General features: G+C 73.0%; 11 protein-coding genes. 9 read left to right on the top strand and 2 right to left on the bottom strand.

Features of this window, described 5'->3' with window-relative positions; translation table 11 throughout:
- The first annotated feature begins 249 nt into the window (after nt 1-249).
- From ABD198_RS30690 to ABD198_RS09690, 3 genes are read left to right on the top strand one after another with little or no spacing between them, the layout of a single operon-like run.
- On the top strand, nt 250-1,644 hold the full coding sequence (locus ABD198_RS30690; protein WP_425580445.1) for a DUF5819 family protein: 1,395 nt from the start codon (nt 250-252) through the stop codon (nt 1,642-1,644).
- Nucleotides 1,641-3,032 carry an HTTM domain-containing protein gene (locus tag ABD198_RS09695; protein WP_343999394.1) on the top strand — a complete coding sequence of 464 codons (1,392 nt, stop codon included), beginning with the start codon at nt 1,641-1,643 and terminating at the stop codon, nt 3,030-3,032. The genes ABD198_RS30690 and ABD198_RS09695 overlap by 4 nt, the downstream gene beginning before the upstream one ends.
- A gap of 10 nt (nt 3,033-3,042) precedes the next feature.
- Nucleotides 3,043-3,840 carry a TrmH family RNA methyltransferase gene (locus ABD198_RS09690; RefSeq protein WP_343999392.1) on the top strand — a complete coding sequence of 266 codons (798 nt, stop codon included), beginning with the start codon at nt 3,043-3,045 and terminating at the stop codon, nt 3,838-3,840.
- A gap of 29 nt (nt 3,841-3,869) precedes the next feature.
- Here ABD198_RS09690 and paaN read toward each other — a convergent pair whose 3' ends face one another.
- Nucleotides 3,870-5,561: a phenylacetic acid degradation protein PaaN gene (gene paaN, locus ABD198_RS09685; protein ID WP_343999390.1), complete on the bottom strand. Its 1,692-nt coding sequence runs from the start codon at nt 5,559-5,561 to the stop codon at nt 3,870-3,872.
- Nucleotides 5,562-5,719: 158 nt separating this feature from the next.
- Here paaN and ABD198_RS09680 point away from each other — a divergent pair, with 158 nt between their 5' ends.
- The 3 genes from ABD198_RS09680 to ABD198_RS09670 are packed head-to-tail and all read left to right on the top strand — an operon-like array spanning nt 5,720 to nt 8,042.
- Nucleotides 5,720-7,246, top strand: a complete 1,527-nt coding sequence (locus tag ABD198_RS09680; protein WP_343999388.1) for a 3-hydroxyacyl-CoA dehydrogenase — start codon at nt 5,720-5,722, stop codon at nt 7,244-7,246.
- On the top strand, nt 7,243-7,869 hold the full coding sequence (locus ABD198_RS09675) for a TetR/AcrR family transcriptional regulator (RefSeq protein WP_343999386.1): 627 nt from the start codon (nt 7,243-7,245) through the stop codon (nt 7,867-7,869). The genes ABD198_RS09680 and ABD198_RS09675 overlap by 4 nt, the downstream gene beginning before the upstream one ends.
- Complete coding sequence (locus tag ABD198_RS09670; protein ID WP_343999383.1) at nt 7,866-8,042, top strand: hypothetical protein; 177 nt, start codon at nt 7,866-7,868, stop codon at nt 8,040-8,042. The genes ABD198_RS09675 and ABD198_RS09670 overlap by 4 nt, the downstream gene beginning before the upstream one ends.
- A gap of 50 nt (nt 8,043-8,092) precedes the next feature.
- Here the strand turns inward: ABD198_RS09670 and ABD198_RS09665 are convergent, their stop codons facing one another.
- Nucleotides 8,093-8,578 (bottom strand): Lrp/AsnC family transcriptional regulator, encoded by a 486-nt coding sequence (locus ABD198_RS09665; RefSeq protein ID WP_343999539.1) that lies wholly within the window; start codon nt 8,576-8,578, stop codon nt 8,093-8,095.
- 190 nt (nt 8,579-8,768) lie between these two features.
- Between ABD198_RS09665 and pdhA the strand changes: the two genes are divergently transcribed.
- The 3 genes from pdhA to ABD198_RS09650 all read left to right on the top strand — a co-directional run.
- Complete coding sequence (gene pdhA, locus ABD198_RS09660; RefSeq protein ID WP_343999381.1) at nt 8,769-9,911, top strand: pyruvate dehydrogenase (acetyl-transferring) E1 component subunit alpha; 1,143 nt, start codon at nt 8,769-8,771, stop codon at nt 9,909-9,911.
- Nucleotides 9,908-10,912, top strand: coding sequence for an alpha-ketoacid dehydrogenase subunit beta (locus ABD198_RS09655; protein ID WP_343999379.1), 1,005 nt, complete (start codon nt 9,908-9,910; stop codon nt 10,910-10,912). The genes pdhA and ABD198_RS09655 overlap by 4 nt, the downstream gene beginning before the upstream one ends.
- On the top strand, nt 10,912-11,360 hold a 449-nt coding region (locus tag ABD198_RS09650; RefSeq protein ID WP_343999377.1), incomplete at its 3' end, for a biotin/lipoyl-containing protein. The genes ABD198_RS09655 and ABD198_RS09650, both read left to right, overlap by 1 nt.

Here is an 11,360-nt window from a genome sequence, read left to right as displayed (position 1 = left end):
GGACGAGCGGTGGGAGCGGGCCCGGACGGGAGCACGGCACCTGAGCGCTGCGATGTGGTCACGGCCACGGCACGGACCGGCCGCACGGACTGGGCTCGGGTGGCCGGGGCTGAGTACCGTTCCGTGCGATGCGGAGGAGCGGAACCCAGAGGAACCCAGAGGACCGCAGAGGATCAGCGAGGATGTTGCGCCACCGCCGGGCCTCGCGGCTGATCGGCCGCCGGACGGTGGCGGCGAGGGAACGAGACCGTGGGACGGGGCGGAATGGACGCGTACGACGAAGGCTCGGACGCCCGGCGCGGGCCGGCCGAGCCCAGCGGTCCGGACGCGCGCCGTGGCCGGCCGGAAACCGCACCGGAATCGGCCTCCGCTTCCGGCACCGCGTCCCGGATACCGCCGGGGCAGCAGGCCCCGCAGCAGTCGGCCTCTCCGCAGCAGGCCGCCCGGCGACAGACCTCCCAGCCGCCGGTCTCCGAACAGCCGGTCGCCCAGCCGCCGGTCTCCGAGCAGCCCGTCTCCGGCGAGGCGCCGGCCGACCACGTCGACACGCCGGCCGTGCCGGACGAGGGACCGGCGGACCGGGCCGACGCCCACCGGACGGTGGCCGGCGACGACGGCCCGACCACTCCGACCGCCACGGACGACAGGGTGCCGGCTCCCACGCACGGCGACGGCGGCGGCATGAGCGAGGCGGACGCCCCCGGCAGCGAGGCCGCCGCACCACACGACTCCGTCGACAACGGCCCCGGTGCCGTCGCGCCCCCAGCAGCGCAGGTGGCCACACCCGCACCCCCGCCCTACTCCCCCACCCCCGGCTGGCCCCTCGTCACCCCCCACCCCGTCTCCGACTCCTCCCGCAAACCCTCACCCCCACCCCCACCACTCCCGGCCCCACCGCCCGACCCCCCTACCGGCATAGCCGCCCTGTCGCTCCGCTACCGGATCGCCGCCGCCGTGGCGCTGGCCGCCGTCGCCGTCACCGTCTGCGCGCATCTCGGGATGACGTTCCTGCACGTGGCTCCGCCCAACACGGTCAGCAAGGAGCACGGCGAGGTGATCGAGGAGTGGATCTACCCCGAGTTCGAGCAGAACTGGAAGCTCTTCGCGCCGAACCCGCTGCAGCAGAACATCGGCGTCCAGGTCCGCGCCGAGATAGGCACCCCGGACGGGGGAGTGCGCACCACCCGCTGGTACGACCTGTCCGCCCAGGACGGGCGGGCCATCGACGGCAATCCGCTGCCCAGTCACACCCAGCAGAACGAGCTGCGCCGCGCCTGGGACTTCTTCGTCGCGACCCATGACGAGAAGAACCGTCCGGTGGGCCTGCGCGGTGCGCTCTCCGAGTCCTATCTGCGCCGGATCGCGGTGCTCCGCCTGGACCGGGCGGACGTGGCCGGCGACGGCGGTGTGATCCAGCAGGTGCAGATCCGCTCCCGCACCGCGAACGTCCCGCCTCCCGAGTGGAGTGACGAGAAGATCTCCACGGCGCCGGTGTACCGCACCCTGCCCTGGTGGTCGGTTCCGAAGGACGCCGGAGACGCCGGGGACGCCGAGAACGCCGAGGGAGCCGGAAACACCGAGAACACCGAAAACACCGGGGACGGCGAGAACACCGAGGACACGGCACGGGGAGGTGCCGGATGAACCGCTTCTCGCTGGCCGTGTCCGGCCTGATCGCGCGCGTGGCCGACTCCGCCCTCGGCCCCTTCCAGACCGCCGTGCTCCGCATCGGCTTCAGCCTGACCTGGCTGCTGTTCCTGCTGCGGGAGTTCCCGCACCGCCATGAGCTGTACGGGCCCGAGGGCCCCTGGAGCTCGGACCTGGCCGAGCAGCTGGTCGGCTCGAACGGCGCGTTCACCGCGCTGCTGTGGTTCGACGGCCGGGGCTGGTTCGAGCTCCTCTACGCGCTGGCGATGCTGTGGAGCGTGCTGCTGCTGCTCGGCTGGCGCACCCGCACCATGTCGGTGCTGTTCATGGTGGGCGTGCTGTCGCTGCAGAACCGCAGCATCTTCATGGGCGACGGCGGCGACAACGTGCTGCACCTGATGGCGGTGTACCTCGTGTTCACGCGCTGCGGCCAGGTGTGGTCCCTGGACGCCCGGCGCGCCCGCCGTGCGGCGGAGGCCCTGGCGCGCGGTGACCGGGTGCGGGACCGGGCCGGCCCGGCGCTGTGGGCGGTGTCCGGCGTTCTGCTGCTCGCCATGACGCTGGCGGGCCGGATGGACGACGGCGAACGCCTGATCCCCGTTCTGCTGTGGACGGTCTGGGCCGCGCAGGCCCTGTGGTGGCTGGCCGGGCGCCTCGGCCGGAGCCCGCAGCCGCGGATCCTGCTGGACGTCGTCGCCAACATCGTGCACAACGGCGCCCTGCTGGTGATCATGGCCGAGGCGTGTCTGATCTACGCCACGGCCGGCTGGTACAAGGTCCAGGGCTCCCGCTGGCAGGACGGCACGGCCGTCTACTACCCGCTGCAACTGGAGTACTTCTCCCCCTGGCCGGGCCTCGCCGGCCTGCTGGCCGCCAGCGGCACCCTGGTGATGCTGATGACCTACGGCACGGTCATCGTGCAGGTCGCCTTCCCGTTCACGCTGTTCAACCGGCGGGTGAAGAACGTCCTGCTGGCGCTGATGATCACCGAGCACGCGGTGATCGCGGTCGTGCTGGGGCTGCCGTTCTTCTCGCTGGCGATGATCGCGGTGGACATGGTCTTCCTGCCGACGTCGTTCCTGCGCCGCCTGGGCGACGGCGCGGCACGCGCACGGGCCCGGCTGCTCGGGCGCGGCCCCACGGGCGTCTTGTCCCTCCCCCGGCAGCGGCTCCCGAAGCAACGGCTCGCGGAACGAGGCTCCCCGGAGCAACGTCTCGCAGAGCGAGTCTCCCCGATGCAAGGACAGCCCCTGAGGCCCCCTCTTCCGCCGCAACGGCTCCCGGACGATCCCGCTCGGAAGGCGCAGGAGACCCGGAACGCCCAGGCCTCCGCCCCCGAGCCCTCCCCTGGCGCACCCGGAGGAGGCCCGCGTCCGCGCACGTAGGCTGCTGGGCATGACCGACTCTCAGGGCACGCCCCGCAAGGGCGAGCCTCCGGCCACCGCGCCGGACGCCGTGGCCGCCTGGCGCCGGCTGGTCGACGGTGCCGTCCTGCTCGACGGCTTCCACGCCCTCAAGCACGCGCTGCGCTTCGGCGCCGAGGTCCCCGTCGCGGTCGCCGCCGACAAGGCCGCCGCGCTCGCCCTGGCCGACGATCTGGCACCGGACGTCCGGGACACGTTGGCCGGGCTGCTGACCGAGGTGCCGCAGGAGACGTACGCCTCGCTGGTCCCGCGCCCGCATCCCACCGCCGTGGCCGCTCTGGCCGTACGGCCGTCCCGAGCGGGCAATCTGGAGCGGCTGACCCGGACTCCGCGCACCGCGCCGGTCGTGGTCCTCGACCAGCCGCGCAACCTGGGCAACGCCGGGGCCGTGATCCGGCTGGCCGCCGGTTTCGGGGCGACCGGGGTCGTCACCACCGGCACGCTCGACCCCTGGCACCCCACCGTGGTGCGCGGCGGGGCGGGGCTGCACTTCGCGACCGCCGTGGAGCGGCTGGCCGTGGACGAGCTGCCGGCGGGCCCGCTGTTCGCGCTGGACCCGGAGGGCGAGGACATCCGCTCGCTGAAACTGCCCGACGACGCGCTGCTCGCCTTCGGCTCCGAGCGCACCGGGCTCACGCCCGAGCTGCGGGCGCGGGCCGACCATCTGGTGGCGCTGCCGATGCGCCCCCAGGTCTCCAGCTACAACCTCGCCACCAGTGTGGCGATGACGCTGTACCACTGGAGCGCCTTCGGGGGCGCACCCGACTGAGCCCGGACCTCAGGCAATGAGGCTCAGGCTCACGCCTCCCGGCGCACCTCGACCACGCGGAAGCGGTTGGCGACGAACGCGCCGTCGCACAGCGCCGCGTTGGCGGCCGGGTTGCCGCCGGAGCCGTGGAAGTCGGAGAAGGCGGCCGTCTGGTTGACGTACACCCCGCCGGTGAGGTTGAGGGAGAGCTGGGCGGCCTCCTCCAGGCAGACCTCGCGCACGCCGTCCTCGACCTCCGGGGAGGTGGTGTAGGCGCCGACGGTCATCGCGCCCTTCTCGCGGATGGTGCGCCGCAGCAGCTCCAGCGCGTCGCCGGCGGAGTCGACCGCGACCGCGAAGGAGACCGGGCCGAAGCACTCGCTCAGGTAGGCGGCCTCGGCGTCGGGCTTGGAGCCGTCCAGTTTCACGATCACCGGGGTGCGCACCACCGCGCCCGGGAACTCCGGGTTGGTGATCTCGCGGGAGGCGAGGGCGACCTCGCCGAGGCCGGCGGCGGCCTCCAGGCGGGCCTTGACGTCCGGGTTGACGATCGCGCCGAGGAGGGCGTTGGCGCGGGCGTCGTCCCCGAGCAGGCCGTCGACGGCCTTGGCCAGGTCGGCGACGACCTCGTCGTAGGACTTGGGGCCCTGGTCGGTGGTGATGCCCTCGCGGGGGATCAGCAGGTTCTGCGGGGTGGTGCACATCTGGCCGCTGTACAGGGACAGCGAGAACGCCAGGTTGGAGAGCATGCCCTTGTAGTTGTCGGTGGACTCGACGAGCACCGTGTTGACGCCGGCCTTCTCGGTGTAGACCTGCGCCTGGCGGGCGTTGGCCTCCAGCCAGTCGCCGAATTCGGTGGAGCCGGTGTAGTCGATGATCCGGATCTCCGGGCGGGTGGCCAGGGCCTTGGCGATGCCCTCGCCGGGTCGCTCGGCGGCGAGCGCGACCAGATTGGGGTCGAAGCCGGCCTCGGCGAGCACCTCGCGCGCCACCTGCACGGTGAGGGCGAGCGGCAGCACCGCCCGCGGGTGCGGCTTGACCAGGACGGCGTTGCCGGTGGCGAGGGAGGCGAACAGGCCCGGGTAGCCGTTCCACGTCGGGAAGGTGTTGCAGCCGATGACCAGGCCGATGCCGCGCGGGACGGGGATGAACTGCTTGGTCAGCGCGAGCGGGTCGCGCTTGCCCTGGGGCTTGGTCCACTCCGCGGTGTCAGGGGTGCGCACCTGCTCCACGTAGGCGTAGGCCACCGCCTCCAGGCCGCGGTCCTGGGCGTGCGGGCCGCCCGCCTGGAACGCCATCATGAACGCCTGGCCGGAGGTGTGCATGACCGCGTGCGCGAACTCGTGCGTGCGGTTGCTGATCCGCTTGAGGATCTCCAGACAGACCACCGCGCGCACCTCCGCGCCGGCGTCGCGCCAGGCGCGCATCCCCGCCTTCATGGCGGGCAGCAGCACGTCGAGGTCGGCGTGCGGGTAGCTCACGCCCAGCTCGATGCCGTACGGGGAGATCTCGCCGTCGACCCAGCCGTCGGTGCCGGGCTGGCCGAGGTCGAGGCGGGTGCCGAGCAGGGCGTCGAAGGCGGCCTTGCCCGCGGCCAGGTCCAGGCTGCCGTTCTCCCCGCAGGCCTTGGGGTGCTCGGGGTGGGGGGACCAGTACGCGCGGGTGCGGATCGCTTCGAGCGCCTGGTCCAGGGTGGGCCGGTGCCGGGCGATCAGCTCGTGCGCGGTCAGTTCGGCGGCCATACGGGACCAACTCCTCGTCTTCAGAACTCTTCGTCGAGTTCCTGACCTGGCAGAAAGGTGGGCAGGAATGCGCGGTCAGAGCTAGAGTAACCGAACGATCGGTCGGGACAAGGGGGTCCGCCGCATCTGTGGAAAACCCGTGCGGGAGGATCGCGCTCATGACAGCACTCGACCTCAGCAGCTCCGTGGCCGTCGTCGGCACCGGCACCATGGGCCAGGGAATCGCCCAGGTCGCGCTGGTCGCGGGCCACACCGTGCGGCTCTACGACGCCGCACCCGGCCGGGCCCGGGAGGCGGCCGAAGCGATAGGCGCCCGCCTCGACCGGCTCGTCGACAAGGAACGGCTCACCCCCGCCGACCGGGACGCCGCCCGCGCCCGGCTGACGCCCGTCGACGACCTCGCCGCACTCGCCGGCTGCACGCTGGTGGTGGAGGCCGTCCTGGAGCGTCTCGACGTCAAGCAGGAGCTGTTCCGGGCGCTGGAGGACATCGTCGACGACGACTGCCTCCTCGCCACCAACACCTCCTCCCTGTCCGTCACCGCCATCGGCGGCGCCCTGCGCGTGCCCGGCCGCTTCGTCGGCCTGCACTTCTTCAACCCGGCGCCGCTCATGCCGCTGGTGGAGGTGGTCTCCGGCTTCGCCACCGACGCCGGATGCGCCGAGCGCGCCCACGAGACCGCCCGCGCCTGGGGCAAGACCCCGGTGGCCTGCGCCGACACCCCCGGCTTCATCGTCAACCGCATCGCCCGGCCCTTCTACGCCGAGGCCTTCGCCGTGTACGAGTCCCAGGGCGCCGACCCGGCCACCATCGACGCGGTGCTGCGCGAGTCCGGGGGCTTCCGGATGGGCGCCTTCGAGCTGACCGACCTCATCGGGCAGGACGTCAACGAGTCCGTCACCCACTCGGTGTGGCAGTCGTTCTTCCAGGACGCGCGGTTCACCCCCTCGCTGGCCCAGCGCCGCCTGGTCGAGTCCGGCAGGCTCGGCCGCAAGAGCGGCCACGGCTGGTACGACTACCGCGACGGCGCCGAGCGCCCCGAGCCGCACACGGCGCCGCAGGCCCCGGCGCCCGCGCAGGTGACCGCCGAGGGCGATCTCGGCCCGGCCGCCGAGCTGCTCACCCTGATCCGCGAGGCGGGCATCGAGGTGCGCGAGCAGAAGCCGGCCGGGGGCGACGGCGGCCGCGCCGGTCTGGTGCTGCCCGGCGGCGGGCGGCTGGCCCTCGCCGACGGACGGACCACGGTCGAGTCCGGCGACCTCGTCCACTTCGACCTCGCCCTCGACTACCGCAAGGCCACGCGCATCGCCCTGGCGCACGACCGGGACACCCCCGAGCGGACCGTCGCCGAGGCCACCGGGCTGTTCCAGGCGCTGGGCAAGAAGGTCAGCGTCATCGGCGACGCCCCCGGCATGATCGTCGCGCGGACGGTGGCGCGGATCATCGACCTGGCGTACGACGCCGTCGCCAAGGGCGTGGCCACCGAGGAGGACATCGACACCGCGATGCGTCTCGGCGTCAACTACCCTCTGGGGCCCTTCGAGTGGGACCGCAAGCTCGGCCGCACATGGGCCTGCTCCCTCCTCGACGAGCTGCACCGGCGCGATGCCTGCGGCCGCTACGCGCCGTCGCTCGCGCTGTACCGGCACGCCTATGCCACCGAGAAGCGGGAGGGCACCCCATGACCACCGCCAAGCGCGACATCAACACCAACGCCAAGCGGGACACGTACACCCCGGAGACCCTGCTGTCCGTGGCCGTGCAGGTGTTCAACGAGCGCGGCTACGACGGCACCTCCATGGAGCATCTGTCCAAGGCGGCCGGGATCTCCAAGTCGTCGATATACCACCACGTCTCCGGCAAGGAGGAGCTGCTGCGGCGGGCGGTGAGCCGGGCGCTGGACGAGCTGTTCGGCATCCTCGAGGAGGAACAGGCACGCCTGGGGCGCCCCGCCGAGCGGCTGGAGTACGTGGTGCGGCGCATGGTCGAGGTGCTGATCGCCGAACTGCCGTACGTGACGCTGCTGCTGAGGGTGCGCGGCAACACCGGCACCGAGCGGTGGGCGCTGGACCGGCGGCGCGAGTTCGACCACCGGGTGGCCCAGATGGTGAAGGAGGCGGCGGCCGACGGGGACGTGCGCGGCGACATCGACGCGGGCCTGGTGACCCGGCTGGTCTTCGGCATGATCAACTCGATCGTCGAGTGGTACCGGCCCGATGTGCGCGGCATGAGCGAGCGCGAGGTGGCCGACGCGGTGGCACAGCTCGCCTTCGGGGGACTGCGCAGGGCGGCTGACGGGCGCGGGTGAGTTCCGCCGGCACGTGGAGCGGCCTGCCCATCGGGGGCCGCGGAGTCGGGACGGCGCCGCTCGACGCGGAGGCACTGGCCAGGACCGGGCCGCGACTGGACGCCGCCGCCGAACGCTGGGCTGCCGTGCCCGTCGGCGGCGAGCTGCTCTGGCGCTGGGGAGTGGACCGCTGACCTTTTGACAGCGGACCGCTGACCGGCCAACAAGGGCCGCCCTCTCCCCCTCACCCCTGCGGTTCCAGATCCTCCTCCTCGAACACCAGCAGGGTGCGGGTGCTGAGCACCTCCGGGATCGCCTGGAGGCGGGTGAGGACCAGCTCGCGCAGCGCCCGGTTGTCGGGGGTGTGCACCAGCAGCAGGACGTCGAAGTCCCCGCCCACCAGGGCGATGTGCGAGGCGCCGGGGAGCTGCCGCAGCTGCTCGCGGACCGTGCGCCAGGAGTTCTGGACGATCTTCAGGGTGATGTAGGCGGAGGTGCCGTGGCCGGCGCGCTCGTGGTCGACGCGGGCGCCGAAGCCGCGGATGACGCCGTCCTCGACGAGCCGGTTGATCCGTGCGTAGGCGTTGGCGCGTGAGACGTGGACGCGTTCGGCGACCGACCGTATCGAGGCGCGGCCGTCCGCCTGCAGGATGCGCAGGATGTCCTGATCGATCGAGTCCAGCGGCCGCGGCGGCGGCAGCTGACCCGTCCCCTCCGACACCCCGGCCATTTGTTCAGAAGTCACCCGCCCCCGCCTCTCTCATGTGGACGTCCTGCATTTATCTCAGGTCCTGAGGAACCGTTTGTCCACAGCCTGACGCCACCCGTAGCCAAAATGTGCCGGCGACCGAACAATCGGTTGGTGAGGCGCGTCACAGGCGACGCGCCTGGCCGAGTTGCTCCCACGAGGAGGTGCCGTCATGACGGTCATGGAGCAGCGGGGTGCCTACCGGCCGACCCCGCCGCCCGCCTGGCAGCCCCGCACGGACCCCGCGCCGCTGCTGCCCGACGCGGAGCCCTACCGGGTGCTGGGCACCGAGGCGGCGGCCAAGGCCGATCCGGAGCTGCTGCGCCGGCTCTACGCCGAGCTGGTGAAGGGCCGCCGCTACAACGCGCAGGCCACCGCCCTCACCAAGCAGGGCCGTCTCGCGGTCTACCCCTCCAGCACCGGCCAGGAGGCCTGCGAGGTCGCCGCCGCGCTCGTGCTGCAGGAGCGCGACTGGCTCTTCCCCAGCTACCGCGACACTCTCGCCGTGGTCGCCCGCGGCGTGGACCCGGTGGAGGCGCTCACGCTGCTGCGCGGCGACTGGCACACCGGCTACGACCCCTACGAGCACCGGGTGGCCCCGCTGAGCACTCCGCTCGCCACCCAGCTGCCGCACGCGGTGGGCCTCGCGCACGCCGCCCGCCTCAAGGGCGACGACGTGGTGGCGCTCGCCATGGTCGGTGACGGCGGCACCAGCGAGGGCGACTTCCACGAGGCGCTGAACTTCGCCGCCGTCTGGCAGGCCCCGGTGGTCTTCCTCGTCCAGAACAACGGCTTCGCCATCTCCGTCCCGCTCGCCAAGCAGACCGCCGCGCCGTCCCTGGCGCACAAGGCGGTCGGCTACGGCATGCCGGGCCGCCTGGTCGACGGCAACGACGCCGCCGCCGTGCACGAGGTGCTCGGCGACGCCGTGCGGCACGCCCGCTCCGGCGGCGGCCCGGTCCTGGTGGAGGCCATCACCTACCGGGTGGAGGCGCACACCAACGCCGACGACGCCACCCGCTACCGCGGCGACGCCGAGGTGGAGACCTGGAAGCAGCACGACCCGATCCAGTTGCTGGAGCGCGAGCTGACCGCGCGCGGCCTGCTCGACGAGGACGGCATCGCCGCCGCCCGCCAGGACGCCGAGACCATGGCGGCCTCGCTGCGCGAGCGGATGAACCAGGACCCCGCCCTCGACCCCATGGAACTCTTCGCCCACGTCTACGCCGAGCCCACCCCGCAGCTGCGGGAGCAGCAGGCCCAGCTCAGGGCCGAGCTCGAGGCCGAGGCCGAGTCGGAAGGGACCCAGCGATGACGACTGTCGCCGTCAAGCCGGCCACCATGGCGCAGGCCCTCACGCGCGCCCTGCGCGACGCCATGGCCGACGACCCGTCCGTGCACGTCATGGGCGAGGACGTCGGCACCCTCGGCGGCGTCTTCCGGATCACCGACGGCCTGGCCAAGGAGTTCGGCGAGGACCGCTGCACGGACACCCCGCTGGCCGAGGCGGGCATCCTCGGCACGGCGGTCGGCATGGCGATGTACGGGCTGCGGCCGGTGGTGGAGATGCAGTTCGACGCCTTCGCCTACCCGGCGTTCGAGCAGCTGGTCAGCCATGTCGCCCGCATGCGCAACCGCACCCGCGGCAGGATGCCGCTGCCCATCACCGTCCGCGTCCCCTACGGCGGCGGCATCGGCGGCGTGGAGCACCACAGCGACTCCTCCGAGGCGTACTACATGGCCACGCCCGGCCTGCATGTCGTCACCCCCGCCACCGTCGCCGACGCCTACGGGCTGCTGCGCGCCGCCATCGCCTCCGACGACCCGGTGGTCTTCCTGGAGCCGAAGCGGCTGTATTGGTCGAAGGACTCCTGGAACCCGGAGGAGCCGGCGCCCGTCGAGCCGATCGGCCGTGCCGTGGTGCGGCGGCAGGGACGCAGCGCCACACTCATCACGTACGGGCCGTCCGTGCCGGTCTGCCTGGAAGCGGCGGAGGCGGCTCGGGCCGAGGGCTGGGACCTCGAGGTCGTCGACCTGCGCTCGCTGGTGCCGTTCGACGACGAGACGGTGGCCGCCTCGGTGCGGCGCACCGGGCGCGCGGTCGTGGTCCACGAGTCGGGCGGCTTCGGCGGCCCGGGCGGGGAGATCGCCGCGCGGGTCACCGAGCGCTGCTTCCACTACCTGGAGGCGCCGGTGCTGCGCGTGGCCGGGTTCGACATCCCGTACCCGCCGCCGATGCTGGAGCGCCATCACCTGCCGGGAGTGGACCGGATCCTGGACGCCGTGGGGCGTCTGCAATGGGAGGCCGAGGGCTGATGGCACAGGTGCTGGAGTTCAAGCTCCCCGACCTCGGTGAGGGGCTCACCGAGGCGGAGATCGTGCGCTGGCTGGTCGAGGTCGGTGACGTGGTCACCGTGGACCAGCCCGTCGTCGAGGTCGAGACGGCCAAGGCGATGGTCGAGGTGCCCTGCCCCTACGGCGGTGTGGTCACCGCCCGCTTCGGCGAGGAGGGCACCGAACTGCCCGTCGGCGCGCCGCTGCTGACGGTCGCGGTGGGGGAGACGTCCGAGGGCGGCCCCGCCGGCCGGCAGGGCGAGCCGGGCGCCGCGGCCGAGGGCACCCGCACGCAGGGCGAGGGCTCCCGCTCGGAAGGCCCCCGTTCGGAAGGTTCCCGTTCGGAGGGCTCGGGCAATGTCCTCGTCGGCTACGGCACCTCCGAGGCGCCGGCCCGCCGCCGCAGGGTGCGGCCCGGCCGGCCCGCGCC

The sequence above is a fragment of the Streptomyces thermocarboxydovorans genome, assembly GCF_039524635.1.
GTDB classification, from domain to species: Bacteria; Actinomycetota; Actinomycetes; order Streptomycetales; family Streptomycetaceae; genus Streptomyces; species Streptomyces thermocarboxydovorans.
Note: the sequence above shows the minus strand (reverse complement) of the source record. Positions and strands in the feature narration are given on the sequence as shown.

Coding starts and splice junctions, on each gene's coding strand:
- ABD198_RS09695 (WP_343999394.1), top strand. CDS start 1,641: ATGAACCGCTTCTCGCTGGCCGTGTCCGGCCTGATCGCGCGCGTGGCC.
- ABD198_RS09690 (WP_343999392.1), top strand. CDS start 3,043: ATGACCGACTCTCAGGGCACGCCCCGCAAGGGCGAGCCTCCGGCCACC.
- paaN (WP_343999390.1), bottom strand. CDS start 5,561: ATGGCCGCCGAACTGACCGCGCACGAGCTGATCGCCCGGCACCGGCCC.
- ABD198_RS09680 (WP_343999388.1), top strand. CDS start 5,720: ATGACAGCACTCGACCTCAGCAGCTCCGTGGCCGTCGTCGGCACCGGC.
- ABD198_RS09675 (WP_343999386.1), top strand. CDS start 7,243: ATGACCACCGCCAAGCGCGACATCAACACCAACGCCAAGCGGGACACG.
- ABD198_RS09665 (WP_343999539.1), bottom strand. CDS start 8,578: ATGGCCGGGGTGTCGGAGGGGACGGGTCAGCTGCCGCCGCCGCGGCCG.
- pdhA (WP_343999381.1), top strand. CDS start 8,769: ATGACGGTCATGGAGCAGCGGGGTGCCTACCGGCCGACCCCGCCGCCC.
- ABD198_RS09655 (WP_343999379.1), top strand. CDS start 9,908: ATGACGACTGTCGCCGTCAAGCCGGCCACCATGGCGCAGGCCCTCACG.